Source organism: Sinorhizobium chiapasense (genome assembly GCF_036488675.1).
GTDB classification, from domain to species: domain Bacteria; phylum Pseudomonadota; class Alphaproteobacteria; order Rhizobiales; family Rhizobiaceae; genus Sinorhizobium; species Sinorhizobium chiapasense.
In genome coordinates, this window is the sequence record NZ_CP133148.1 from 2,598,143 (window position 1) to 2,623,283 (window position 25,141).

The window sequence follows — 25,141 nt, forward strand, 5'->3', positions numbered from 1 at the left end:
ACTCAATTTTTACGATGATATGGTGAAAATGGGGCACGCCTCCGAGGGGAAAATCATCATCATGGAAGCCATCGCGTGAGGCAGGATCGTCGATCGTCTCGAAACGGGAACCCCATGCGCCGGCTTCTCCTGGCTTTGCTGCCTGTTGCAACCCTTCTTTCCGCCTGCACCTCAACTGACTACGACCTGGTACAGACCGCATCGATATCGCCGCGGTTCCACGATACGGACCCGCAGGATTTCGGCGGCCGGGCGCCGCATCGCCACAACATCCACGGTATCGACGTTTCCAAGTGGAACGGCGACATCGACTGGGCACGGGTCAAGAATTCAGGCGTCTCCTTCGCTTTCATCAAGGCAACCGAAGGCAAGGACCGGGTCGATACGCGCTTCAACGAATACTGGCAGCAGGCGCGCGCCGCCGGAATTCCCTATGCACCCTACCATTTCTATTACTTCTGCTCCACCGCGGACGCCCAGGCCGACTGGTTCATCGCCAAGGTGCCGAAAAGCGCAGTCTACCTGCCGCCCGTGCTCGATGCAGAATGGAACGGTGAGTCGAAGACCTGCCGCTATCGCCCCTCGCCCGAGACCGTGCGCGCCGAGATGAAGCGCTTCATGGACCGGCTCGAGGCGCATTACGGCAAGCGGCCGATCATCTACACCTCCGTCGACTTCCATCGCGACAATCTCGTCGACCAGTTCAAAGACTATCACTTCTGGGTGCGTTCCACCGCCAAGCATCCGGGCGAGGTCTATGTCGAGCGCCGCTGGGCCTTCTGGCAATACACCAGCACCGGTGTCATCCCCGGCATCCAGGGGAGCACGGACATCAACGCCTTCGCCGGCTCCGCGAGAAACTGGCAGAAGTGGGTCGCGGCGGTCTCCCGCGGCAGATAGACGGGAATTGTAGGTCAGATTGCTCGCACAAACCCCACGTTTCTTCATTCGGTCATAATGCTCTGAGAGAGCTTCGGCAGACTTCTTACAGCGCCGGCGTCTCTCAGACGCATAAAGGTCGCTGGGGGCATTTCGAATGGCAGCCTGTTTCTCAAATCGATGCGGGTCTGAGAAAACAGGCGTGAGACAGATTGCACGCTCGCCGGCCTACCCGGGGGCCGCGCGGCGACGGAAAGGAATTATGATGACTGGCACAGCCCGCAAAGCTCTTTTCACCCTCGGACTGCTGGCGCTCGCCGGCACGTCGGCACTGCCGCAAACCCAACCGCAAACGACGCCACCCGTGGCCTGCGGCGGTGATCTCGCCACGTTCCTCGAGGGCGTCAAGGCCGAGGCTCTTGCCAAGGGTATTCCGGCCGATGTCGCCGATCGTGCGCTCGCCGGCGCTGCGATCGACCAGAAGGTGCTGAGCCGCGACCGCGCCCAGGGCGTGTTCAAGCAGACATTCACCGAGTTTTCCAAGCGCACCGTCAGCAAGGCCCGGCTCGATATCGGCGCGCAGAAGATGAGGGAATATGCCGACGTCTTCGCCCGGGCGGAAAGCGAATTCGGCGTGCCAGCGCCGGTCATCACTGCCTTCTGGGCGATGGAGACGGATTTCGGCGCGGTCCAGGGCGATTTCAACACGCGCAATGCGCTGGTGACCCTGGCACATGACTGCCGGCGCCCTGAAATGTTCCGGCCGCAGCTCCTTGCTGCGATCGAAATGGTGCAGCATGGCGACCTCGACCCGGCGGCGACCACCGGCGCCTGGGCCGGCGAAATCGGCCAGGTGCAGATGCTGCCGGAAGACATCATCGCCTACGGCGTTGACGGTGACGGCGACGGCCACGTCAATCTGAAGAAGAGTTCGCCGGACGCCATCCTCACGGCGGCAAAGTTCATCCAGAGCCTCGGCTTCAAGGCCGGCCAGCCCTGGATCCAGGAAGTCAGCGTCCCGGAAAACCTGCCCTGGGAGAAGACCGGACTGCAATCCGGCATGACGGCGGGCGACTGGTTCGCGCTCGGCGTCGCGCCACGTGACGGCAACACCGCGAGCAGCGGTCTCGAAGCATCGCTCGTGCTGCCGCAGGGTCGCAAGGGCGTCGCCTTTCTGACCTATCCGAATTTCAATATCTATCTCGAGTGGAACCAGTCGTTCATCTACACGACGTCGGCCGCCTACTTCGCGACCCGCCTTGCCGGCGCGCCGCCCTATCAGGCCGGCAATCCGGAGCCGGGCCTCGGTGACGTCGAGATGAAGGCGCTGCAGACACGACTCCAGGCCCTCGGCCACGATGTCGGCAAGATCGACGGCATTCTCGGCTCCGGTACGCGCACCGCATTGCAGAAGGAGCAGCTGAAGCTCGGACTGCCCGCCGATGGCTGGGCAACGCCGGGGCTCCTGAGCGCGCTCTGATCCACTGCATGTTTCGTGAAATCGGACCGATTGAAGGACAAAAACATGCAGTAATTCAAAGCGTTACAGCGACATTTGTGTGTCTGACAAGACGCACGGCGCTGTAGCATTCGCCTGTCATCGGACAGCCGTGACGGGCTGGAAAACGTTCGAATACGAGCAAGAAGCGGGTGGCAACACCCGCTTCTCTATATTACGGCTTGCGCATCACTTGCAGAATGGCACAGGCACGACCCATGAGTTCACCGGCAAAGGCGATCAACACACAGATGACGATGCGCAATTGGGCGCTCCTGACCCTGCTTGGCCTTATCTGGGGTGGTTCCTTCTTCTTCGCGCGGGTTGCTGTCGCCCATGTGCCGCCCTTCACGCTGGTTCTCCTGCGTCTCGGTCTCGCGGCGCTTGCTCTCCACATCTACATTCGCGGGCGCTACGGCATCTATCCGGCGATCAAGGAACGCTGGCCCGAATTCATGCTGATGGGATTGATCAACAATGCCATTCCGCACGCCTTCATCTTCCTCGGCCAGACCCATATTGGCGCCGGGCTCGCCGCGATCCTGAACGCGACGACGCCGGTCTGGACCGTCTTGATTGCCAACATGGCAACGGACGACGAGAAGCTGAGTGCCGCCAAGATCAGCGGCTGCCTGCTGGGACTGGCGGGCACCATCGTGCTCATCGGGCCGAGTGCACTTTCGGGCCTTTTCGGCCATTCGTCTACGATCCCGCTTTGGGCGCTGGTCCTGCCGGTGCTGGCCGCCGTCAGCTACGGCCTGGCGGCAACCTACGGCAAGCGCTTCCGCAGTCTGGCGCCGCCGGTGACGGCAGCCGGACAATTGACGGCGTCGACACTGATGATGATACCGATCGCCGCCCTTGCCGATACGCCCTGGATGCTGCCCATGCCCCCGGTGGCCGCCGTGCTCGCGATCCTTGGCCTTGCGCTCGTCTCCACCGCCTACGGCTATATTCTCTATTTCCGGATCATGGCGGAGGCTGGGGCGACCAACGCTTCGCTCGTGACGCTGCTCGTGCCGCCGAGCGCCATACTGCTTGGCTATCTCTTTCTCGGCGAGACACTGCAGGCGGTGGACATCGCTGGCATGGCGCTCATCGCAGCCGGCCTCGCCGTGCTCGACGGGCGCGCCCTGAAGCTCCGATATTCGAGCTGAAACAGAATCAAAAATGGCTTCGCCATCGCCTTCCGAGACGCTCACGCAGCATTACAAGCGGTTACATTAACCCGCGCGAAGCAATTGTGAAAAAAATGTGGCAAGATGAAAAATTCAACAATTTCCGTTGCTTATACCTGTGAACAACATTTTGTGATGCTCCGTCTTTCGCAGCGCAGCACAAGTTTCGCTTTCACACGCCGTTTTTTCGCCCTATGTTTTACCCGTCAACGCAGGGAGGATCAGCTTATGGGACTTACACATTCGTTGAATGTCCTCATGATCAGTGCAGCGTTCGCATTCGTGGCCGTAATGCTTTTTGTCTGAGCGAGGCCGCTGAAAAGTCCAAACCGAGACAGGGACTTTAATTTCCGGAAAACCCATTTGCAGCAAGATTTGTCAGGCAGGCCACTCGGAGAGTATCCGGTCTACAGGCTGCGATAACAACCAAAGCCCATGAACGCCGATCCGTTCATGGGCTTTATCTTTGCTCGAACTTGGCGGGTCTACGCGCTCGCGACCGCCCTGATCGGAAGCTCGACAGCAGTCTCCTGCACCGGCCTACGCTCAAAGCCGACAAGATCGCAGACCGCCGTGACAAGCGGCGAGCGGTTCATCGTGTAGAGATGGAAATCGCGCACGCCGCGCCGGGCGAGATCGACAATCTGTTCGGCGGCGATATGGGTCGCCTCCTTGAACCGCTCCGCGGGCTGGTGTTCAAGATGGGCGAGCCGCGAAACGACCGCCTCGGGAACCTGCGCACCGCACAATCCAGCGAATTTCTGCACCTGGGCGAGATTGTTGATCGGCAGGATCCCCGGCACGATCGGAACCTGGACGCCGGCCTTTCGCACCCGCTCCAGATAGCGTTCGAAGTCGTCGTTGTCGAAGAAGAACTGGGTGATCGCCCGTGTCGCGCCGTTGTCGACCTTGCGCTTCAGCATGTTGATATCGGCGGCGACGTCCGGGCTCTCCGGGTGCTTCTCCGGATAGGCCGAAACCGAGATTTCAAAGTCGCCACGGGCGCGCAAGGCCTTTACAAGGGCAGCGGCGTTTTCATAACCGCCCGGAAAGGGCTTATAGGCGCTGCCGATGCCGCCCTGCGGGTCGCCCCGGAGCGCCACGAAATGCCGGACGCCGAAGGCCAGGAACTCCTCGATCACCGCATCGACTTCGGTTTTCGGTGCGCCGACGCAGGTCAGATGCGCCGCCGTGTTCCCGATGCTCATTTCGCCGATCATGCGCTTCACGGTCGTCAGCGAGCGGGCCTTCGTCGACCCGCCGGCGCCGTAGGTCACGGTGACGAAGGCAGGATTGAAAACGGAAAGGTCGGCCGCCGTCTGGAAGAGTTGTACTTCCATTTCGTCGGTCTTCGGAGGAAAGTACTCGAATGACAGCCTGAGATTGCCGCGCTCGGCCGGATAGAGCGTCCGTGTCGTCATTCCTAAACTCCCCCTGCCTGAACGCGCTGACGCGGCATATCGGCGATGTGATCGGCGACGCGCTGATCGCGCGCCAGCCAGATCGTCACTGTCAGTTTGCCCTCGTCCGCGCCTTCCGGCGCGAGGTCGGTTGTTTCCTCGAGCGCGAGGCCGGCCTTCTGCAGCCACTCGGCCATCGCCTGATGGGAGAAGCCGAGGCGCGCATGGGCATGCTCGTCGCGCAGATATTCGAGCCCGTGCGGTGCGAAATCGATGATGACGAGCCGGCCGCCGGGCGCAAGCATACGCGCAGCCTCGGCAATCGCCGCCTCGGGCTCCTCCAGGAAATGCAGCACCTGATGGATCGTCACGAGATCGAAAGCCTGCCCGTCGAGCGGCAGGTTGAAGATATCGCCGTGGCGGATGGAAGCCTTCGTGATCCCCGCCCTGTCGAGGTTGGAGCGCGCGACGGCAAGCATGTCGCGGCTGGCATCGACGCCGATGCCGCGCCGGTAGATGCCCTCGAAAAGCTGCAGGATACGACCGGTGCCGGTGCCGAGATCGAGCAGGCTTTCGACCGGTTCCTCGCCGACCATCGCCTTCAGCGTGGCTTCGACATCGCCTTCGCTGACATGGAGCCGTCGAAGTTCATCCCATTCGGCGGCATTGCGGCTGAAATAGGCCTGCGCCTTCTCGGCACGCTGGCGTTTCAGCACCGCGAGCCGCGTCGCATCCTTGGCAAGGATGGCGTCTTCGGCCGCGGCTGCTGCGAGCAGTTCGCGCACCAGCGCGACGCGTCCTCCCTCCTGCCGCAGGCGGAAATAGGCCCATGCCCCTTCCTGATAGCGATCGATGAGCGCCACTTCGGCAAGCAGCTTCAGATGCCGGGAGATACGCGGCTGCGATTGCCCGAGAATTTCGGTAAGATCGGTCACGGTAAGATCACTGGCGGACAGCAAGGCAAGCAGGCGCATCCGCGTCGGCTCACCCGCCGCCTTCAGCACGTCGACCAACGCGTCCAATCCAAGCGTTCCGCGGCTCACTATCGCCTCCCCATCAACACATAAAGATATCTTTATGTGATTTGCGAGACGTGCGCAAGCGAATTTGCGCGGAAGGACAAACGAATGACGCTTAGAAAACAAAGCCAAGCGGCCCCGGCGCCATCGGACAGTTGGGACGCCGCACCTCTATCCTCGGCGGCCTAAGCCGCGCCGTTCGCTCCTCATTCCTGTGCTCGTCACAGGAATCCACTCACGGCGCGTCTGCGCCGTGAGTGACTACTGCATGTTTCCTTAAATCGTAGCCGATTTAAGGATGAAAACATGCAGCAATTCAAAGTGCTGCAGCGTCCTTTGCGCGTCTGATAAGACGCGCGGCGCTGTAGCGTGGAGGAGGAAAAGCGTGCGCGACTTTCCGGACGCATCTCGCGCTACGGGGCAACAGGACGTCCCCTGCGCCCGAGGACTCGGACGCACTGGTCCTGTGACAAGCACAGGAATGAGGGCGGGCAAAACGCAATGATCCGCTGCCCTGCTGCGGCGTCCTTTGCGCGTCTGATAAGACGCGCGGCGCTGAAGGCAACCCACCCATTAAAGGCCGCTCGGCGGCGCCTTACCGCGTCAGGCGCTTGTAGGTCACCCGCTTCGGATTGACTGAATCGGGGCCGAGGCGGCGGATCTTGTCCTTTTCGTAATCCTCGAAGTTGCCTTCGAACCACTCGACATGGCTGTCGCCCTCGAAGGCGAGGATATGGGTCGCCAGACGATCGAGGAACATGCGGTCGTGGCTGATGATGACCGCGCAACCGGCGAAGTTTTCGAGCGCGTCCTCGAGTGCGGCCAGCGTCTCGGTATCGAGGTCGTTGGTCGGTTCGTCGAGCAGGACCACGTTGCCGCCGGATTTCAGCATCTTGGCGAGATGCACGCGGTTGCGCTGGCCGCCCGAAAGCGTGCCAACCTTCTGCTGCTGGTCGCCCCCCTTGAAGTTGAAGGACGAGCAATAGGCGCGCGAATTGACCTCGTGCTTACCGAGCTTGATGATGTCATTGCCGCCGGAGATTTCCTCCCAGACGGTCTTGTTGCCGTCGAGTGCGTCGCGGCTCTGGTCGACGTAGCCGAGTTGGACGCTTTCGCCGATGCGGAATGCACCGTCGTCCGGCTGCTCCTGGCCGGTGATCATGCGGAAGAGCGTCGTCTTGCCGGCGCCGTTCGGGCCGATGACGCCGACAATGCCGCCCGGCGGCAGCTTGAAGCTCAGGCCTTCGATCAGCAGCTGGTCGTCATAGCCCTTGGAGAGGTTTTCCGCCTCGATGACCACCTGGCCAAGGCGCTCGCCAACGGGAATGATGATCTGCGCGTCGCCCGGACGCCGGTCTGCCGCCGCCTTGACCAGCTCGTCATAGGCGCGGATACGCGCCTTGGACTTGGCCTGACGGGCCTTCGGGCTCGACGCAATCCACTCCTGCTCGCGGCTGATGGCCTTCTGGCGGGTTGCCTCCTCGCGGCCTTCCTGCGCCATGCGCTTGGCCTTCGCCCGCAGATAGGCGGAGTAATTGCCCTCGTAGGGAATGCCCCGGCCGCGGTCGAGTTCGAGAATCCAGCCGGTGACGTTGTCGAGGAAGTAGCGGTCGTGGGTGATCATCAGCACGGCGCCCGGATATTCGCGCAGATGCTTTTCGAGCCAGGCGATCGTCTCGGCATCGAGATGGTTGGTCGGTTCATCCAGCAGCAGGAGATCCGGCTGCGCCAGCAGGAGCTTGCAGAGCGCGACGCGGCGCTTCTCGCCACCCGAGAGATTGGTGACCTCCGCGTCGCCCGGCGGGCAGCGCAGCGCGTCCATCGCCATTTCCACCTGGCTGTCTAGGTCCCAGAGGTTCTGGCTGTCGATGATGTCCTGGAGCTTGGCGCCCTCTTCCGCCGTCTCGTCGGAATAGTTCATCATCAGTTCGTTGTAGCGGTCGAGGATCGCCTTCTTGGCGGCAACCCCTTCCATCACGTTCTCGAGCACTGTCTTCTCAGGGTCGAGCTGCGGTTCCTGCGGCAGATAGCCTACGGTTGCGCCCTCGGCGACCCAGGCTTCGCCGGTATATTCATGATCGAGGCCCGCCATGATCCTGAGGACTGTCGACTTACCGGCGCCGTTGGGACCGAGAATGCCGATCTTCGCGTCCGGGTAGAACGAAAGATGGATGTTCTCCAGAACCTTCTTGTTGCCGTAGGCCTTGTTGAGCCCGGCCATGTGATAGATGAACTGACGTGCCATAAGGGAATGCTCCGCATCGGAAGGGAAATTTGCCCGCTATGTAGGCGAATTATGGTGGCGGGGCAATCCGCCAAAGGCCTGCCCACGCCAATCCCTTCCGGCAAGCAACCCTCGCGGATCAACCGCGGCCGGCGGCGTCGACGATCCCCTTGGCGCATTTGAACTCGGTCGTCCCGGCCGCCCGGATCAGGCTCTCAAGACTGCCCTTGCCCGAGAGGTCGCCGGAAAGTCCGATGGTGAAACCGGTGATGACGCTGCGGCCGTTGACCGACTGGCAACGCATGCGCACCCGGTCGCCGGCCCCGGCACCGAAGCTCTGGTCGAAGGCGTGCTTGATCTCGCTTTCGTCGATCTCGGAGCCGAGTTTGTCGGCAAAGAGATCCTGTACAGCGGAATTGTTCAATTCACCGAGCAGGCGCAGTTGCAGCCTGAAATAATCTTCCGCCTTTGCCGTCTGGCACGTGCCGCTCTGCAGCCACTGGTGGCGATCGAGGCCGGACTTGACCCCCGGCATGGCAACAAGCAGACGCGCAGCTGTCTCGTCGGCCATGGCAAGCTTCGGCAATTCCAGCCAATCGCCCTTCCGGTCGCGCGCCTTGAGCTCCGCCTCGACGCCGCAATAGCTCTTCTTCAGCGGCCAGAGGCCGTGAAGCGAGAAATGCGTGGCATCAAAGCGATCGGCCGTCTGATCCGCGCATTCCTTGCGGTTCGGCCGCGTCTCGCAAAATCCCGGCTGCCAGCTGACCGCCAGCACATATTGCGTCTTGCCGGAGCCTGCCGCTCCCGCCGTTTCGACCGACGACACCTCCTCGGCTGCGGCAAAGGACGAGAGTCCCAGCCCCAGAATGAGTGTCGCAACTCTCGCAAGATTCGTTTTCGCCCTCGCCCGCATTTCAAATAGCCTCCTACAGGAAAACAAAACGAGAACAAATATCGACGAAAGCGCGAAAATTGCAACCCCTAATCCTCATTTCCGGATTCGTTGTGACCTTATGCGCAACAAGCAACAAGCAGCGATTGCCTTTGCGGCGCAAATCGATTTGATATCGGCCGGTGCATTTTCCGCTGAGAGCGTCTTGGAAAGTGCTTCCGGTTCGCGCAACGGACGCTCCGTTGGCAACCCGCACGCGAGAGTCTGACGATTGTTCCGGGGGCATGGCATGTTCGGGCAGGTGAGGACGCATCAAAGCCCGACGGGTGCTACGCTCGGCTGGCGACACTTCGCGGCCTCCACCGAGCCGCTGGGCATCCTCATCGTCTGCCATGGGCTCGCTGAGCACTCCGGCCGGTATGCGCGTTTCGCCGAGGCGATGGCGGCACACGGCTTCCATGTCTATGCACACGACCATCGCGGCCATGGGGAGAGCCGGGCGCCGGATGCCCCGCTTGCGACCTTCGCGCAGCGCGATGGGGCGGCCAAGGTGATCGCGGACGTACGGGCGATGCGCGACATGGCGGTTGCCAACCACCCGGGCCTGCCGGTTGTTCTCTTCGGCCACTCGATGGGCGGCCTGATCGCGCTCAACGCCGCCGAAGCCGATCCAGGGCTTTATGACGCCCTCGCCGTCTGGAACTCCAATTTCCGCCCGGGCCTTGCCGGCCGAGGCGGTCAGGCAATACTGGCGATCGAGAGGATGCTGAAGGGCTCGGACGTACCGAGCCCGCTGCTCTCGAAGCTCACCTTCGGCGTCTGGGCCAAAGCGATCGCCGATCGGAAGACCGATGCCGACTGGCTGTCGCGCGACGAAAGCGAAGTCGCCAAATACGTGGCCGATCCGCTCTGCGGTTTCGATGCGACCGTATCGCTTTGGATCGACGTGTTCAAATTCGCCTTCGCCGGTGCGCGCGCGGATCGGTTGGCGCGATTGCCCGTCGACCTGCCCGTCCATCTCGTCGGCGGCAGTGCGGATCCTTCGACGTTCAACGGCGGCGCCCTTCGCTGGCTCGCCGAGCGGATGAAGGCGCGCGGCATGACTGACGTGACGATTACAATCCATGACGGGATGCGCCACGAGACGCTCAACGAGATCGGCCGGGAGGAGGCAACCGAAGACTTCGCCGCCTGGTGCCTGAAGGCGGTCGATAGGAAGCGCTGACGAGACGGAAGACCATGACCGACCTCTCCCTGCCCAGAACCGCCGCCGGTCACGACCGCATTTCTTACGGCCTGACGCTGATGGTCATCGCCGTTCTGATCTCGCCGCTGATCGATATTTTCGCCAAGCTCGCGATCGCCACGGTTCCGTCGGCCGAGATCACCGCCGTCCGCTTCCTGCTGCAGGTGGTCTTCATCCTGCCGGTCGTCCTCGTCCGCCGCACCCTCTTCGACCTCACCTGGCGCAAGAGCGCGCTGCATGCGCTGCGCGGCGGGCTTCTGGTGCTGACCATGCTCTCCTTCATCACCACGCTGAAGGTGATGGAGGTGGCCGACGCGATCGCCATCTTTTTCGTCGAGCCGATCATCCTCACGATTCTCGGCAGCATCTTCCTCAAGGAAACGATCGGCTGGCGGCGCTACACCGCCTGCGCCGTCGGCTTCTTCGGTGCGCTGCTCGTCATCCAGCCGAGCATGCAGGAGGTCGGCCTGATCGCGCTTCTGCCGATCGTCGCCGCCTTCGGGCTAGCCGTCTTCCTGCTCGTGACCCGCATGGTCGCGCAGAACGAGGACCCCTGGTCGATGCAGTTTCACGCCGGCATCTGGGGCGGTCTCTTCTGCCTTGTCCTGCTCTCGTTCGGCGAAGGCAGCGGCTCGAGCGTGTTCGATCCCGTCTGGCCAGAGGGCAACGCGTGGCTATACCTGCTCGGCGTCGGCGTCACCGCGACGATCTCGGGCGTGCTCGGTGTCTATGCCTATCGCGCCGCCCCGGCTTCGGTGCTCGCGCCGCTGCAATATCTCGAAATCGTCTCGGCGACGATCTTCGGCTGGCTGGTCTTCGGCGATCTGCCGGACGCGCTGAAGTGGTTGGGCATCGCGATCATCATCGGCTCGGGTCTTTATATCATCTGGCGCGAGCGCAAGGCCGAGAAGACGGCAAGCATCGCACCGGTCTCGCCGGCGATCTGAGGCGTCTGTAAACGGATAGGATAAGAAGAGCATTGGGAGGTGTTTGGATGAAAACGGGTGGTCAGCTGGTTGTCGAGGCGCTGGTCGCAAATGGCGTCAGGCGCATCTCGTGCGTGCCGGGAGAGAGCTATCTGGCGGTCCTGGACGCACTCCACGACACCGACATCGAGGTCATCGTCTGTCGGCAGGAAGGCGGCGCGGCGATGATGGCGGACTGCTGGGGGCGGCTCACCGGCGAACCCGGAGTCTGCATGGTGACCCGCGGCCCCGGCGCCACCAACGCCTCGGCCGGGCTTCATGTCGCCAGGCAGGATTCGATCCCGATGATCCTCTTCATCGGCCAGGTGCAGCGCGACGCACGCGAGCGCGAGGCCTTCCAGGAGATCGAGTATCGCCGCGCCTTCACCGAGGTCGCGAAATGGGTGGCAGAAATCGACGACCCGGCGCGCATCCCTGAATTCGTGACCCGCGCCTTTGCCGTCGCGACGTCCGGCCGGCCGGGCCCGGTGGTGCTGACGCTTCCGGAGGACATGCTGACTGAGAGCACCGAGGCCCCTCTGGCTCGCGCCTACCAGCCGGTCGAAAGCCATCCGGGCCGGGGCCAGATCGCCCGGCTCGAGGAACTGCTTGCAGCCGCGAAACGGCCGATTGCCATCCTTGGCGGCACGCGCTGGTCCGCCGAAAGCGTGACTGGGTTCCAGCGTTTCGCGGAGCGATGGAGGCTGCCGGTCGGCTGCTCCTTCCGTCGCCAGATGCTCTTCGATCACCTGAATCCGGTCTACGCCGGCGATGTCGGCATCGGCATCAGCCCCGCGCTGGCGAAGGAAATCAAGGAGGCCGACCTCGTCCTGCTCGTCGGTGGTCGCTTTTCGGAGATGCCCTCGTCCAGCTACACGCTGATCGACGTCCCCTACCCCAGGCAGACACTGGTCCATGTCCATCCGGACCCCGCGGAACTCGGCCGCGTCTATCGCCCGGATCTGGCGATCGCCGCGAGCCCGCGCGATTTCGTGGCGGCGCTCGGCGACCTCACACCTGCGGGCGAACCTACGTGGTCCGCGCGCACCGCGACCATGCACGAGGCCTATCTCAAATGGTCGACGCCGCCCGAAAAGGGTCCCGGCGACGTGCAGATGGGGCCGATCATGAACTGGATCGAGGCGAATACCGCGCCGGACACGATCTTCACCAACGGCGCCGGCAACTACGCCACCTGGCTGCACCGTTTCCACCGCTTCCGCCGTTATGGAACCCAGGCCGCCCCCGCTTCAGGCTCGATGGGCTACGGCCTGCCGGCGGCCGTCGCGGCCAAGCAACTCCACCCGGAGCGCGAAGTCGTCTGTTTTGCCGGCGACGGCTGCTTCCTCATGCACGGGCAGGAGTTCGCAACCGCCATCCGCTATCAGCTGCCGATCATCGTGCTCGTCATCAACAATAGCATCTACGGCACGATCCGCATGCACCAGGAGCGCGAATATCCCGGCCGCGTCAGCGCGACGGATCTTACCAACCCGGATTTTGCGGCACTTGCGCGCGCCTATGGCGGCCACGGCGAAACCGTGGTGCGGACCGAAGAATTTGCCGACGCATTCCTCCGGGCACGCGCCAGCGGCAAGCCGGCCATCATCGAGATCAAACTCGATCCGGAAGCGATTACGCCCACGCGAACGCTCACCGAAATTCGCAACGGTTGAGGGGCCGGTCGGCCTGCATTACCACACGGCGGAGACCCGCGTTGCCTGGGCGGCGCGGGGACACGATCGCGGCTTGACGGCGTTCTCAGCGCTCGAAGAGAGACGATCCGCCGAGGATCGGTCCTTCCCGCCTACTCCAGCCACTCGGTGGAAAAGCTGCCGCTCACATGAAGATCGGTGGTCTCCAGCCGACCCGGCCCGAGATTGGCGAACTTGTGTGGAACGTTTGCGGGCGCAACGACGATCTGCCCCGCCTCCGCTTCGATCGTCTGGTCGCCGACCGTGAAGAGCGCACGACCGGAGCGGACGATGAAGGTTTCCGGATAGGGATGGCGGTGCAATTTCGGGCCGCCGCCGATCCGGTCGGTTGTGTAGAACATGACCGAAACGCCGGCTCCGTAAGGGCCACCCTCGAATTCGCCCTGCCACACGTCGGGCTTTTCGGCCCACTGGTCACGGTTGATCAGGTATGCTCCGGTCATGCGGCATCCTCCCAATCTCGCGTTCGCGCGCCGGCGGTCCGCGGCGGCAGGCGGCAAGGCGATCCTGTCAGCTGCGGATATGCTGCGTCTGCTGATAAACTGCGGTGGAGCGGGCGCCGGAACGGCAATAGCCGAGCATCGGGCGCTGGAACTCGTCGAGTGCATCGACCATGCGGGTCACCGCATCGGCGGTCACGCCCATCGGACCCACGGGAATATGCGTGATTTCCAGACCCAGCTCGGCGGCGCGCGCGGCGATCGCATCGAAGGTCGGCTGATCAGGGACCTCGAAATCCGGGCGGTGGCAGACGATGGACTTGAACCCGAGCGCCTTGATCTCATCGAGGTCCTCGACCGTGATCTGGCCGGAGACCGAGTATTCATCGTTGATCTGGCGAATGTCCATGATGATGCTTCCTCTGAACGGTGTTGCCTTGATTTAGGCCCGGCGTCAGGCGGCGTCAATCGCAGGAGCGGTAGGGAAGGTGTTTCCGCCCGCAGCCCACTCTGGCATTGCGATCGATCAGGACACCGCGAAGGCGAGCGCATAGCCGCGCGCCTGGCCTGGCTCGATAACGCCGAGTTCGCCCGATGCCGCCAGCTCCACTCGCTTTGCCAGGCGATGCGACGCCGGTTCGATGCTGATGACATTGGCCCCGCCACGCTGGCAGCGCCACATCTGCAGGAACGGCAGCGTGTCCACACGAAACCGAACGGCAAGCCGCTGCCCGCCGAGCCCCGGCAAGGGTGCCAGCGATACCTCCGACCAGCCGTCCTCGTCATGCGCCGGAATACAGAAATGGGCGCTCTCGCCCTCGCCGAACTGCCAGCAGAGCGATCCACTCTCGAGTGAAGGACTGACAATATGCGTTTCCGGTCCGAGCAGCCGGCCGCCGATATTCATGTGATACATCATCATCGGCGCGAAGGCCGAGGCACCGATGTTCGTCACGCGGTCCTCTAGCATTACGCTTTGCCCGTTCTCGCTCACAAACCATCGACGCTCGACCGCCGCCTTGCCGCCACAGGCAAGAGCCACCTCGATCAGAGCCTCGCAACATGTGCCGTCTGCGGACATCTCCGCCCGGATGACGGATGTGCCTGCAAGCGAACCGTGCAGAGGGTAGCGCGTTCCGTCGTCGCGGCCTTCGACGGGTTCGGGATGGCGGATGTGATCGGGACCGCAGGTAAAGAGAAATCCGGCGAGCGCATGATCGATCCGCGGGTCACCATCGGACGGAATCGCTGAGCCTGGAGAAAGGTCAGTTCCATCGACCACAAAGGCGGCAATATCGAGCGCCGATGAGCGATCGAACAGGAGGTGGCAAGGGACGCCGTTACGCGTGCTGGTCAAGGTCGTTTCCATCCGTTGCCCCGGCTGGCACACGCGAATCGCGCGCGGCTGCAAATGCATGATAAGGCAAAACAAAACGCTCCGAGCATGATAATTTCCGGCTGAACAATCCGGCTTCGCGAGCGTTACCGACATAGATGGAGGAGGAATGCGGCGCGAGGATCCCTTCTAGGCCCTTGTCTGCTCATTCTTCCCGGTTGAAACAGACGCCAGACCGATCTAACTACGGTTAACCGATCAGTCAGGATGAATTTTAACCAACCGTTCACGATGGATTCACTTTTTTCACATTAACGTCCAAATCGGCATGTACCGCCCGGATCAATCATCATGAAAACAGGTTCTATCGTGACGACTGCGACCCGCACCGGCCTCTCGCTTCTCGCCGCAGCCGGCCTTTTGGCCGTGGAGCTTACGCCTGCCGCTGCCCAGGAAGGTTATTATCGCGGCGGCGGCGACGTGATCCTGGTCACCCCGAACGGCGAAATTCTCGACTATATGCCGGGACAAGACGAGGTCCGCGCGATGCGTGACCACCGTGGCCGCACTGTGCTCGTCGATCCCTGGGGCAATGTTGTCGCCACAGTGATGCCGTCGGACGGCTACGGCAGAGCCCGCCGCCGGCAAAGTGACGTCGACGTCTATTCGAACGACGGCTACCGCGACCGCGGCTACGGCTATTCCGAGCCCGGCGAGTTTACCGGCACGGTCCCGGACTACGGCGAACCGGCTCCGGTGGAGCGCGAGGAACTACGGGACAACCTGCCGGGCCTGATCGATGGCAGCGAGCAGGCAGCCTACGATCCCCAATATGACGATCCGCTTAGGCAGCCGATGCCGCCGGCGATCTCGGTGAAGGGCAAATCGCGTGCGGAGATCACCGCACTGCAGGTGTTTCTCGACCGTGAAGGCTTCTCGCCAGGCGTGATCGACGGCAAGATGGGTTCGAATGTTACCAAGGCGATCGAAGCCTGGCAGCAAGCAACCGGCGAGACGCTCGATCCGAACAACACCGAAGACATTCTCGAACGGTTGCGCTTCAACGGCGGCCTGCCGATCACCACCTATACGATCACCGCTGCCGACGCGGCCGGGCCCTATGTCGCGGCGATCCCGGAAGACTATGCCCACAAGGCGATGCTTCCGCATCTCTCCTTCACGTCCACGACCGAGATGCTCGGCGAGAAGTTCCACATGGACGAGAACTACCTGCGCGAACTCAATCCCGGCGTCGATTTTTCCATTCCGGGTACGATTATCAAGGTCATCAATCCAGGCCCGAACAAGGCAGGCAAGGTCGCGCGGATCGTGGCCGACAAGAGCCGCAAGCAGGTGCTCGCCTACGATGAGGCCGACAAGCTCGTTGCAGCTTATCCTTCCACGATTGGCTCGTCGGACACGCCTTCGCCATCCGGCATCGTGTCGGTCGAGCGTATCGCTTTCGATCCGGGCTACACCTACAACCCGAAGATCAACTTCCAGCAGGGCGCGAACGACAAGATCCTGACCCTGCAGCCTGGACCGAACGGTCCCGTCGGCACGGTCTGGATCGCGCTGTCGAAGCCGACCTACGGCATCCACGGCACCCCGGATCCGTCGAAGATCGGCAAGACGCAGAGCCACGGCTGTATTCGCCTCACCAACTGGGACGCGACCGAACTCGGCAAGATGGTGAGCAAGGGCGTGACGGTCGAGTTCGTCGATTGATCCTGTAACGCGCCTGCCACGCGGCGAAAGGCACACTCTCTTTTCTCGTCGTCCTGCAGGACGACTTATTCAAGAGGGCGTGTGCAGGCGGTATTCCTGATCGCATTTTGCAGCGGCCAACCGGCATTGCACGACTTCATGACCTCATGAAACATTGTCATGAAAAACTTCGCGACAATGGTTCTATCACTGACGAAGAATTTTCCATCACGATCAATCGGTGCAGGATAGAGAGGGAGTTTCCGGCCTTCCTTATCCCGCTCCGAAGGCAAAGGAATGTCCGCAATGGCAACGGAGCGTGCTCTCCCCAACCTCTGGCATGCGACGGCACCGGCCGCGCCTGAAACCGGCCCGCTTCAAGGCGAACTGACGACCGAGGTGGCGATCATCGGCGGCGGTTTCACGGGTCTCTCGTCCGCGCTGCACCTTGCGGAAAAGGGCGTGAACGCCACCGTGGTCGAAGCGCGGATGATCGGTTTCGGCGGCTCCGGGCGCAATGTCGGACTCGTCAATGCCGGCATGTGGGTAAAACCGGACGATCTCGTGGCAACCCTCGGCGCCGATGCCGGAAACCGGCTGTTGAAAGAACTCGGCGACGGTCCGTCGCTGGTCTACGACCTGATCGCGAAACACGGGATGCAATGCGAAGCCGTGCGCAACGGCACGCTCCACATGGCTGTCGGTGCCGAGGGCCTGAAGGACATTGAGGATCGCGAGGCGCAGTGGAAGAAGCGCGGCGCACCGGTCGAAGTGCTCTCCGCCGACAGGACGCACGCGCTTTCCGGCGCCGAGGGCTTTGCCGGTGCGCTGCTCGACCGTCGCGCCGGAACGGTCCAGCCACTCGCCTACGCACGAGGGCTGGCACGCGCAGCCCTCGCCGCTGGCGCCAGGATCTTTACCGACACCCCGCTGGTTGCCGCCACGCGCCAGGGCGATCTGTGGAAACTGAAGGCCGGCCAAGGCAGCATTACCGCCCGCCACGTCATTCTGGCGACCAACGCCTATGGTGACCTCGTTGCCGACGTGCCGTGGAAAGCGCATACGCGGGAACTGACGATCCTCCCCTATTTCCAGTTCGCCACCAATCCGCTTCCCGAAAAGGTCGCAACGCGAATCTTGCCGGAGCGTCAAGGCGCTTGGGACACCGGGCTCGTTATGACCTCGTTCCGCATGGACCAGCAGAACCGGATGATCTTCGGTTCGATCGGTCGGCTCGATGCCATCGCTGAGGGCACGCATCGCGCCTTCGCGGCCCGTTCGCTGCGCAAGCTCTTCCCCTATATCGGCGACTTCCGCTTCGAATACTGGTGGGACGGCAGCATCGGCATGACGACCAACAACCTGCCCGCCATGCACGTCCTCGCGCCGAACGTCGTTTCGGTAAGCGGCTACAATGGCCGCGGCATTGCGCCGGGAACAGTCTTCGGACGGGCGCTCGCCCAACACGTCATGGGCGATGCCTCGGCGATCCCGCTCGCAGAAACGCCGATCACGCCCGATCCGTGGCGGACCGTAAAATCCGCCTTCTATCAGGCCGGCGCGCATGCAAAGCACTTCGTCGACCGGCGTTTATGAGTGGCGTCGTCGTCTCACGCGCCTGTCTGTTGGCGGTTCTCTCGTCCGTCATCCCACCGCCCGCCACAGGGACCAAGGGGGGCCTAAGCCGCCTGATAGCCCGATGCGCCGCTGGCACGAGCATTATGCGCGACAGCCATTCGCCGCATATGCGGCAAAGATTCAACCGGAACTGACGAACGTCAATTCCGGTTGAGTTTGGGAGCAAGCCAAAAACATCGCTACGCGGCGCGCAACTGTGCCCAGGACGGCACCCGCGAAGTCCAGGAGCGCTGCGGACGAGCAGGCAAAAGCGCCTGGACCTCCTGAGCTAGCGTAAGAGCATTCTCGCGCGCCTTGTCGAGATTGCTGACACGACCCGCGTCCATCGTCTGCAGCGTTCCGCCGCATTCGAAAATTTCGCGGTATGCAACGCGTTCCACGATCGGCGTTTCGAGCATTGCAACACCGCGCGACGCAAGCAGCGTCTTGATCGTCTGGAGCGCACGGGTGGTCACCAGAGAGTTGACGCGCGTGAGCACCACTGAATGCTTGATGCGCACCCTCGCCTTTTGCTCGATATGACGGATCAGTTCGAGGATCTGGACGGCGCCCTGCGCGTCCATCGCGCAGCCCTGGACCGGGATCAGCACCTGATCGGACAAGCCGAGCGCCAGCGCAACGATCGCATCCTTGGCGCCAGCGAGGTCGATGACTATGAAATCGGCGTCGTCTTTCAGTGCGCGAATATGACAGGGCAGCGAAGCCGGCGTGATGTGCGAAATCACTTCGAGATTGGCGACATGGCCGGAAACTTCCGACCACCGCGTGATCCAGCGCTGCGGGTCCGCATCGAGCACCACCACTTTGTTGCCCTGCCTCGCCAGCTCCGTCGACAGGATCAATGCCGCCGTCGTCTTGCCGGCGCCGCCTTTTGCGTTGGCAAATGTGATGACCGCCATCTTCCACCTCATTCCGTCATTGTTTCGAGGCTCCGACCGATGCGTGAGCAGGCCGCGCCCTTAACAGAGCCTTACAGAACATGGTTAACGAAATGGAAATTTTGGCGGGCAAAGATTAACCGCACGCCCAGGCGTCGACGGCGATGAAATAAGAAAGCCCGGAAAACCTACTGCATGTTTCCTTAAATCGTAGCCGATTTAAGGACAAAAACATGCAGCGATTCAAAGTGCTCCAGCGTCCTTTGCGCGTCTGATAAGACGCGCGGCGCTGTAGGTCTTCCGGGCTTCAGAAAAATTAACGGATTCGGCTCAGATACACTCTCTGAAGAGTTTCTTCGCCGCGTCGAGCGTCAACTCCACCGGGTTGCCGCCGGCCGTCGGGTCGACGATCGCCATTTCCGCCATTTCATCGATCCGATCGGTACCGACGCCGAGCGCGGAAAGCTTGTCCGGCACGCCGAGTTCCTCGCGCAGCTTCAACACGTAGTCGTAGAAACCGTCGAAACCGCCGGCGATCCCGAGATACGCGGCCGCGCGCACGATCTTCTCCTCAATCGCCGGCCGGTTGAAGCGCAGCACCGGGGGCATCACGACCGCATTGGTCATGCCGTGATGGGTGTTGTAGATCGCGCCGACCGGATGGGAGAGCGAATGGATCGCGCCCAGTCCCTTCTGGAAGGCGACGGCACCCATCGCCGCTGCGCTCATCATGTTGGCGCGGGCTTCGATGTCCGCGCCATCCTTATAGGCGCGCGGCAGGTATTCCTTGACGAGCCGCATGCCTTCGAGCGCAATACCCGCCGACATCGGATGATAAAAGGGCGAGGAATAAGCCTCCAGGCAATGGGCAAAGGCATCCATGCCCGTGCCGGCGGTGATGACTTTCGGCATGCGGACCGTCAGTTCCGGATCGCAGATCGTGACACCCGGAAGGAACCTCGGGTGGAAGATCACCTTCTTCACGTGGCTCGCCGAATTGGTGATGACGCTGGCGCGCCCCACTTCCGAACCGGTGCCGGCGGTCGTCGGCACCGCAACAATTGGCGCGATGCCCTCGACGCTCGCGCGCGTCCACCAGTCGCCGATATCTTCGAAATCCCAGACCGGCCGCGTCTGGCCGACCATGAAGGCGACGCACTTGCCGAGATCAAGGCCGGAACCGCCGCCGAAGGCGACGACGCCATCATGGCCGCCGTCTTTGAACGCCCTTACCCCGGCTTCCAGGTTCTTGTCATTCGGGTTCGGGTCGACGTCGGCGAAGATGGCGCGGCCAAGGCCGCCCGCCTCCAGGATGTCGAGCGCATTCTGGGTGATCGCCATCGGCGCAAGGCCACGGTCGGTCACGAGCAACGGCTTCTTCATGCCGAGCGCCTTGCAATGGTCGGCAAGCTCCTTGATCCGGCCGGCGCCGAACTTGACGGCGGTCGGATAGCTCCAGTTGGCGGTGATCGTCATGCTGTTACTTTCTTCAGATGATAGGATTTCGGACGGGTGAGATTGTGGAAGCCAAGGATCGAAAGCGAGCCGCCGCGGCCCGTTTCCTTGACCCCCGTCCAGCAGAGCGCCGGATCGAGATAATCGGCGCGGTTCATGAAGACGGTGCCGGTTTCGAGATTGCGGCCAATGCGCGAGGCGCGTTCGGGGTCCCTCGTCCAGAGCGAAACGGTGAGTCCGTATTGGCAATCGTTCATCAACTCGATCGCCTCGCCGTCGTTCTTCACCTTCATGATGCCGACCGCCGGCCCGAAGGTTTCCTCGCGCATGAACTCCATCGAATGATCGACATCTACGAGGATCTGCGGCGCGAGATAGGCGCCGCCGTCATCCTGCGGGAAAAGCTTGGGATCGATCAGCGCCTTGGCGCCCTTCGAAACAGCATCGGCGACCTGGTGGCGCACGGTTGCGGCGAAGCGCTTGTTGGCCATAGGCCCCAGCGTCGTTTCGGGGTCGAGCGGATTGCCGAGCTTGTAATTGGAAACCCAGGCCACCGACTTCTCGACAAAGGCGTCATAGAGCGATTCATGCACATAGATGCGCTCGATGCCGCAGCAGCACTGGCCGGAATTATAGGTTGCGCCATCCATCAGCGTGTCGACGGCGGCATCAAGGTCCGCATCCTCCATCACATAGCCCGGATCCTTGCCGCCAAGCTCGAGGCCAAGGCCGGTGAAGGTGCCGGCGGCGGCACGTTCGATCGAGCGTCCGCCTTCGACCGAGCCGGTGAAATTGATGAAGTCGAAGCTCTTGGCGGCAATCAGCGCCGCCGTCGTGTCATGATCAAGGAAAAGGTTCTGGAACACGTCCGCCGGCACGCCCGCCTCGATAAAGGCGCGCACCATGCGTTCGCCGACGAGGATCGTCTGGCTCGCATGCTTGATGATGACGGTATTGCCGGCCATCAGCGCCGGGGCGACCGTGTTGATCGCGGTCATGTAAGGGTAGTTCCACGGCGCAATGACGAAGACGACGCCATGCGGCTCGCGCTCGATGCGCCGCTCGAAACGGTCGCTCTCTTCGACAATGATCGGCTTCAATGCATCGGCGGCGATCGAGGCGACATAGTTCGAACGCTCGTTGAAGCCCTTGAACTCACCTCCATAGCGCACCGGCCGGCCCATCTGCCAGGCGAGCTCTGGCACAACCTCGTCGACCATCTCGTTGAGCCGCGCGACACCCGCGAGCACGAGCTTGACGCGCTCCTCGACCGGGCGCTTCGCCCAGCTTTTCTGCGCCAGACGCGCGTGGCCCACGGCCTGTTTGGCAAGTTCCAGCGGCATCGCGGGGCGTTCGGCGTAAACTTCCCCGTTCACCGGGGAAATGCATTTGATCATCGTCATGATCGTCATCCTGCTTTTGCTTTTAATCTGAAATCCATCAGTAGTTTCCCCTCCCCAACCCCTCCCCACAAGGGGGGCTTTTGCCCTGCGGCACCGTTTTGCTCCAACTCGACGTTTCAGCAAGTGGCGACGCTTCAGGTCGGAGGTGAGGGGGCGGCAACGTGGCCCCTCCCCCTTGTGGGCAGGGGTAGCCCGCTACGCCCTTTCGAAACCGCGCGCGACCTCCCAGTCGGTGACGCGCCGGTCATATTCCTCCTGCTCCCACCGCGCCGCGCGGGTGTAGTGATCGATGACGTCATCGCCGAAGGCGGCGCGCAGCATCTTCGAACCGGTCAGCGCCTCGGTAGCGTCCCTCAGCGTGTGCGGGATCTCGCGTATGTCCGTGCCGTGATAGGCATCGCCGACGAACGGCGCTTCGAGTTCCATCTTGCCTTCGATGCCTGATATGCCGGCGGCGATCAAAGCAGCAAACGCAAGGTATGGGTTGAGGTCGGAACCGCCGACGCGGCACTCGATGCGGATCGCCTTGGTGTCCTCGCCGCAGAGGCGATAACCCGCCGTGCGGTTGTCCTTGCTCCAGATCGCCTTGGTCGGCGCGAAGGTGCCGGCCATGAAACGTTTGTAGGAGTTGATGTAAGGCGCCAGGAAATAGGTGATCTCGCTCGCATGATTAAGCAGGCCGGCCACGTAGTGCCGCATCAGGTCGGACATGCCGTGGCGCGCGTTCTTGTCGAAGAAGAGCGGCGTCTCGCCGTCGGCGCTCCAGAGCGACTGGTGGATATGCGAGGACGAGCCGGCAGCCGAATAGTTCCACTTGGCGAGGAAGGTGATGGCCTTTCCGCGCTGCCAGGCGATTTCCTTGCAGCCGTTCTTGATGATCGCGTGGCGGTCCGCCATGGTCAGCGCGTCGGCATAGCGGACGTTGATTTCCTCCTGGCCGGCAGAGGCCTCGCCCTTGGAATTTTCGACCGGGATACCGGCGCCCTGAAGGCCGTTGCGGATCGCCCGCATCACGTCCTCTTCCTTGGTCGTCTGGAAGATGTGGTAGTCCTCGTTGTAGCCGCTGGCGAGCTGCAGGTCGCGATAGCCGGACTGGCGCGCATCGTCGTAGGATTGGTCGAAGAGGAAGAATTCCAGCTCGCTCGCCATGAAGGCCTTGAGGCCCATCGCTTCGAGACGCGCGACCTGCTTCTTGAGGATGGCGCGCGGCGAATGCGGTACCTCTTCGTGCGTGTGGTGATCGAGAACGTCGCAGAGCACCAGCGCCGTGCCTTCGAGCCACGGAATGCGGCGGAGCGTCGCGAGATCCGGCTTCATCGTGTAGTCGCCGTAACCTTTCTCCCAGCTCGTCGCCTTGTAGCCGGAGACCGTCTCCATCTCCATGTCGGTCGCAAGCAGGTAGTTACAGCTGTGCGTTTCCTTCCACGCGCTTTCGACGAAATATTCCGCATGGAAGCGTTTACCCATCAGGCGCCCCTGCATGTCGACCTGGCAGGCGAGCACCGTGTCGATGCGGCCGGCAGCGACGTCCTCTCTCAATTCCTCGAACGAATAGCTCATGAAAGTATCATCCCATGTTTCGGTGCGGCCGTTCCCGTGGCCGCAAAAAAATGAGGCGGAAGCCGCAGGCGCGGCCCCGCCCCTCCTGTTGTTTGATCAACGTTGGCCGACGGCCTTTTCGGCCGCGGCGATTTCGGCCTGCCGGCGCGCAACTTCCTCACCGATCGGCGGCCCGCGGAAACGGCGGCTCTCGAAGCCGAACCAGACGATGCCGGTCACGACCAGGAAGCCGACGGTGATGTAGAGCGCCCAATCGTTCGGCGGCTGGATGCCGATAACGAAGATCAGCACCATCGCGATGATCGACAGGATGGCAAAGAGCTTGAACATGCCCTCGCCGAGATCCCACGGACCCATCTTGTCCCACTTCGAGGTTCCCCAGGCGAAAAGGCCGAGAGTGATCGGGATCGCGAAGGAGAAGAACAGGAAGATGACCGTGCACGAGACGACGATCGTGTAGACCGGCGTTTCGCCGATCGAGACGAGCGACGCGCCCCAGACGAAAAGCACCGAAAGGATCGAGCCGGTCCAGATCGCCGCGACCGGCGTACGATAGTTCGGGCTGACCTTTGCGAGCGCCTTCGAGGCCGGCAGGCCGCCGTCACGCGAGAAGGCGAAGATCATGCGGGAGACCGATGTCACCGTCGCAAGACCACACAGCCACTGGCTGACGAAAATGGCGAGATAGAGAATGTCCTTGATGACCGGATTGAGCTGCGCATCCATCGCCCAGAAGAATACGTTCCAGCCCTGCTTGGCGGCTTCGTCCATGTTCGGGATCATCAGCACGAAGGCGCAGAGCATGATGTAGCCGAAGAGCGCGGACCAGAGGACCGACGAAACCATGCCGCGCGGCACGGAATGCGCGGCCTTGACCGTCTCCTCCGACGTATGCGCCGAGGCGTCGTAGCCGGTGATCGTGTAGATCGGCAAAAGCAGGCCGAGCAGGAACACCCAGGTCCCGGACGTCTGCGGCCAGACGCTACCGCCGGCTTCGCCCGAATAGTTCGAGAAGGTGAAGAGCCTGCCGATCTCGTATGAGTCGGCAGCCGCCAGGCAAACAACCGCGAGCAGGATCGAGGTCACGAAGATCAGATAGCCCGAAAAGTCGGTCAACTTCGCCGTCAGCCCGATACCCATGTGGTTCACCAGTGCCTGCGCGCCGGTGATGATCGCCAGGAAGACGATGCGGGTGGTGGTCGTGTCTTCCAATCCGAAATACGGCGCGCCGAACGAGCCCATGAAGAAGTAATAGGTGCCGACGTTGATGGTGCCGAGGACCGTTACGAGGCCGAGCAGGTTGAACCACGCCGTCAGCCAGCCGGTGAAGCGGTTACCGAGGATCGAGCCCCAGTGATAGAGGCCGCCGGCGGTCGGATAGGCGGAGCCGATCTGCGCCATGGCGACGGCGAAGACGAGCGAGATGAAGCATCCAAGCGGCCAGCCAATGCCGATCGCCGCGCCACCCGCACCGGATGTCGCCTGCGCCAGCGAGTTGATACCGCCCGACAGAATGCAAATGATTGAGAAAGAAACGGCAAAGTTCGAGAACTGGCTCATGCGCCGCTCGAGCTCCTGGGCGTAGCCCATCGAATGCAGGACCTGCATGTCCTGCTTCTTATCGACATCGGTATAGTCTGACATCTTCTGTCCCCTGTTTTCTCCTTGACCTCGCGCGCCATTGCAGGAGGCCCCATCACACCCGCTC

General features: G+C 62.3%; 20 protein-coding genes. 8 read left to right on the plus strand and 12 right to left on the minus strand.

Features of this window, described 5'->3' with window-relative positions:
* Nucleotides 1-114: 114 nt before the first annotated feature.
* From RB548_RS12630 to RB548_RS12640, 3 genes are all read left to right on the plus strand, one after another.
* Entirely contained in the window at nucleotides 115-900 is a 786-nt protein-coding gene (locus RB548_RS12630; protein ID WP_331371648.1) for a glycoside hydrolase family 25 protein, read from the plus strand.
* 244 nt (nucleotides 901-1,144) lie between these two features.
* On the plus strand, nucleotides 1,145-2,359 hold the full coding sequence (locus RB548_RS12635; protein WP_331374955.1) for a lytic murein transglycosylase: 1,215 nt from the start codon (nucleotides 1,145-1,147) through the stop codon (nucleotides 2,357-2,359).
* Between the two features lie 236 nt (nucleotides 2,360-2,595).
* Nucleotides 2,596-3,534 (plus strand): DMT family transporter, encoded by a 939-nt coding sequence (locus RB548_RS12640; protein ID WP_331371649.1) that lies wholly within the window; start codon nucleotides 2,596-2,598, stop codon nucleotides 3,532-3,534.
* 506 nt (nucleotides 3,535-4,040) lie between these two features.
* Here RB548_RS12640 and metF read toward each other — a convergent pair.
* From metF to RB548_RS12660, 4 genes are all read right to left on the minus strand, one after another.
* The gene (metF, locus tag RB548_RS12645) at nucleotides 4,041-4,976 is read right to left on the minus strand and encodes a methylenetetrahydrofolate reductase [NAD(P)H] (protein WP_331371650.1); all 936 of its coding nucleotides are present in this window, start codon (nucleotides 4,974-4,976) and stop codon (nucleotides 4,041-4,043) included.
* Nucleotides 4,977-4,978: 2 nt separating this feature from the next.
* A complete protein-coding gene (locus RB548_RS12650) occupies nucleotides 4,979-6,001 on the minus strand; it encodes an ArsR/SmtB family transcription factor (protein WP_331374956.1) in 1,023 nt (340 codons plus the stop codon).
* Between the two features lie 568 nt (nucleotides 6,002-6,569).
* Nucleotides 6,570-8,219: an energy-dependent translational throttle protein EttA gene (ettA, locus tag RB548_RS12655; RefSeq protein WP_331371651.1), complete on the minus strand. Its 1,650-nt coding sequence runs from the start codon at nucleotides 8,217-8,219 to the stop codon at nucleotides 6,570-6,572.
* A 118-nt stretch (nucleotides 8,220-8,337) separates the two neighbouring features.
* On the minus strand, nucleotides 8,338-9,111 hold the full coding sequence (locus tag RB548_RS12660) for a ribonuclease T2 (protein WP_331371652.1): 774 nt from the start codon (nucleotides 9,109-9,111) through the stop codon (nucleotides 8,338-8,340).
* Nucleotides 9,112-9,379: 268 nt separating this feature from the next.
* Here RB548_RS12660 and RB548_RS12665 point away from each other — a divergent pair, with 268 nt between their 5' ends.
* The 3 genes from RB548_RS12665 to RB548_RS12675 are packed head-to-tail and all read left to right on the plus strand — an operon-like array spanning nucleotide 9,380 to nucleotide 12,977.
* Nucleotides 9,380-10,315 (plus strand): alpha/beta hydrolase, encoded by a 936-nt coding sequence (locus tag RB548_RS12665; RefSeq protein WP_331371653.1) that lies wholly within the window; start codon nucleotides 9,380-9,382, stop codon nucleotides 10,313-10,315.
* Nucleotides 10,316-10,329: 14 nt separating this feature from the next.
* Nucleotides 10,330-11,283, plus strand: a complete 954-nt coding sequence (locus tag RB548_RS12670; RefSeq protein ID WP_331371654.1) for a DMT family transporter — start codon at nucleotides 10,330-10,332, stop codon at nucleotides 11,281-11,283.
* A gap of 47 nt (nucleotides 11,284-11,330) precedes the next feature.
* On the plus strand, nucleotides 11,331-12,977 hold the full coding sequence (locus RB548_RS12675) for a thiamine pyrophosphate-binding protein (RefSeq protein ID WP_331371655.1): 1,647 nt from the start codon (nucleotides 11,331-11,333) through the stop codon (nucleotides 12,975-12,977).
* A 131-nt stretch (nucleotides 12,978-13,108) separates the two neighbouring features.
* Here the strand turns inward: RB548_RS12675 and RB548_RS12680 are convergent, their stop codons facing one another.
* From RB548_RS12680 to RB548_RS12690, 3 genes are all read right to left on the minus strand, one after another.
* Entirely contained in the window at nucleotides 13,109-13,459 is a 351-nt protein-coding gene (locus RB548_RS12680; protein WP_331371656.1) for a cupin domain-containing protein, read from the minus strand.
* Nucleotides 13,460-13,526: 67 nt separating this feature from the next.
* Nucleotides 13,527-13,865, minus strand: coding sequence for a TIGR01244 family sulfur transferase (locus RB548_RS12685; protein ID WP_331371657.1), 339 nt, complete (start codon nucleotides 13,863-13,865; stop codon nucleotides 13,527-13,529).
* Nucleotides 13,866-13,982: 117 nt separating this feature from the next.
* Nucleotides 13,983-14,825: a DUF4432 family protein gene (locus tag RB548_RS12690; protein WP_331371658.1), complete on the minus strand. Its 843-nt coding sequence runs from the start codon at nucleotides 14,823-14,825 to the stop codon at nucleotides 13,983-13,985.
* Between the two features lie 318 nt (nucleotides 14,826-15,143).
* On the opposite strand from RB548_RS12690, the gene RB548_RS12695 reads away from it, so the two are divergent.
* Nucleotides 15,144-16,520, plus strand: coding sequence for a L,D-transpeptidase family protein (locus RB548_RS12695; protein ID WP_331371659.1), 1,377 nt, complete (start codon nucleotides 15,144-15,146; stop codon nucleotides 16,518-16,520).
* A 285-nt stretch (nucleotides 16,521-16,805) separates the two neighbouring features.
* Complete coding sequence (locus RB548_RS12700) at nucleotides 16,806-18,095, plus strand: NAD(P)/FAD-dependent oxidoreductase (protein WP_331371660.1); 1,290 nt, start codon at nucleotides 16,806-16,808, stop codon at nucleotides 18,093-18,095.
* Nucleotides 18,096-18,316: 221 nt separating this feature from the next.
* Here RB548_RS12700 and RB548_RS12705 read toward each other — a convergent pair whose 3' ends face one another.
* The 5 genes from RB548_RS12705 to RB548_RS12725 all read right to left on the minus strand — a co-directional run bounded on the left by RB548_RS12705 (nucleotide 18,317) and on the right by RB548_RS12725 (nucleotide 25,077).
* On the minus strand, nucleotides 18,317-19,036 hold the full coding sequence (locus RB548_RS12705) for a ParA family protein (protein WP_331371661.1): 720 nt from the start codon (nucleotides 19,034-19,036) through the stop codon (nucleotides 18,317-18,319).
* Nucleotides 19,037-19,345: 309 nt separating this feature from the next.
* Nucleotides 19,346-20,491: an iron-containing alcohol dehydrogenase gene (locus RB548_RS12710; RefSeq protein ID WP_331371662.1), complete on the minus strand. Its 1,146-nt coding sequence runs from the start codon at nucleotides 20,489-20,491 to the stop codon at nucleotides 19,346-19,348.
* On the minus strand, nucleotides 20,488-21,873 hold the full coding sequence (locus tag RB548_RS12715; RefSeq protein WP_331371663.1) for an aldehyde dehydrogenase family protein: 1,386 nt from the start codon (nucleotides 21,871-21,873) through the stop codon (nucleotides 20,488-20,490). The genes RB548_RS12710 and RB548_RS12715 overlap by 4 nt, the downstream gene beginning before the upstream one ends.
* A 195-nt stretch (nucleotides 21,874-22,068) precedes the next feature.
* The gene (locus tag RB548_RS12720; protein ID WP_331371664.1) at nucleotides 22,069-23,433 is read right to left on the minus strand and encodes a glutamine synthetase family protein; all 1,365 of its coding nucleotides are present in this window, start codon (nucleotides 23,431-23,433) and stop codon (nucleotides 22,069-22,071) included.
* A gap of 96 nt (nucleotides 23,434-23,529) precedes the next feature.
* The gene (locus RB548_RS12725) at nucleotides 23,530-25,077 is read right to left on the minus strand and encodes an amino acid permease (RefSeq protein WP_331371665.1); all 1,548 of its coding nucleotides are present in this window, start codon (nucleotides 25,075-25,077) and stop codon (nucleotides 23,530-23,532) included.
* Between the last annotated feature and the right edge of the window lie 64 nt (nucleotides 25,078-25,141).

What these genes read in the sequence shown, in the direction of transcription:
- RB548_RS12670 (WP_331371654.1), top strand. Translation starts at nt 10,330, where the DNA reads ATGACCGACCTCTCCCTGCCCAGAACCGCCGCCGGTCACGACCGCATT.
- metF (WP_331371650.1), bottom strand. Translation starts at nt 4,976, where the DNA reads ATGACGACACGGACGCTCTATCCGGCCGAGCGCGGCAATCTCAGGCTG.
- RB548_RS12680 (WP_331371656.1), bottom strand. Translation starts at nt 13,459, where the DNA reads ATGACCGGAGCATACCTGATCAACCGTGACCAGTGGGCCGAAAAGCCC.
- RB548_RS12660 (WP_331371652.1), bottom strand. Translation starts at nt 9,111, where the DNA reads ATGCGGGCGAGGGCGAAAACGAATCTTGCGAGAGTTGCGACACTCATT.
- RB548_RS12640 (WP_331371649.1), top strand. Translation starts at nt 2,596, where the DNA reads ATGAGTTCACCGGCAAAGGCGATCAACACACAGATGACGATGCGCAAT.
- RB548_RS12700 (WP_331371660.1), top strand. Translation starts at nt 16,806, where the DNA reads ATGGCAACGGAGCGTGCTCTCCCCAACCTCTGGCATGCGACGGCACCG.
- RB548_RS12720 (WP_331371664.1), bottom strand. Translation starts at nt 23,433, where the DNA reads ATGAGCTATTCGTTCGAGGAATTGAGAGAGGACGTCGCTGCCGGCCGC.
- RB548_RS12695 (WP_331371659.1), top strand. Translation starts at nt 15,144, where the DNA reads ATGAAAACAGGTTCTATCGTGACGACTGCGACCCGCACCGGCCTCTCG.
- RB548_RS12705 (WP_331371661.1), bottom strand. Translation starts at nt 19,036, where the DNA reads ATGGCGGTCATCACATTTGCCAACGCAAAAGGCGGCGCCGGCAAGACG.
- RB548_RS12685 (WP_331371657.1), bottom strand. Translation starts at nt 13,865, where the DNA reads ATGGACATTCGCCAGATCAACGATGAATACTCGGTCTCCGGCCAGATC.
- RB548_RS12675 (WP_331371655.1), top strand. Translation starts at nt 11,331, where the DNA reads ATGAAAACGGGTGGTCAGCTGGTTGTCGAGGCGCTGGTCGCAAATGGC.
- RB548_RS12690 (WP_331371658.1), bottom strand. Translation starts at nt 14,825, where the DNA reads ATGGAAACGACCTTGACCAGCACGCGTAACGGCGTCCCTTGCCACCTC.
- RB548_RS12635 (WP_331374955.1), top strand. Translation starts at nt 1,145, where the DNA reads ATGACTGGCACAGCCCGCAAAGCTCTTTTCACCCTCGGACTGCTGGCG.
- ettA (WP_331371651.1), bottom strand. Translation starts at nt 8,219, where the DNA reads ATGGCACGTCAGTTCATCTATCACATGGCCGGGCTCAACAAGGCCTAC.
- RB548_RS12710 (WP_331371662.1), bottom strand. Translation starts at nt 20,491, where the DNA reads ATGACGATCACCGCCAACTGGAGCTATCCGACCGCCGTCAAGTTCGGC.
- RB548_RS12725 (WP_331371665.1), bottom strand. Translation starts at nt 25,077, where the DNA reads ATGTCAGACTATACCGATGTCGATAAGAAGCAGGACATGCAGGTCCTG.
- RB548_RS12665 (WP_331371653.1), top strand. Translation starts at nt 9,380, where the DNA reads ATGTTCGGGCAGGTGAGGACGCATCAAAGCCCGACGGGTGCTACGCTC.
- RB548_RS12715 (WP_331371663.1), bottom strand. Translation starts at nt 21,873, where the DNA reads ATGACGATGATCAAATGCATTTCCCCGGTGAACGGGGAAGTTTACGCC.
- RB548_RS12630 (WP_331371648.1), top strand. Translation starts at nt 115, where the DNA reads ATGCGCCGGCTTCTCCTGGCTTTGCTGCCTGTTGCAACCCTTCTTTCC.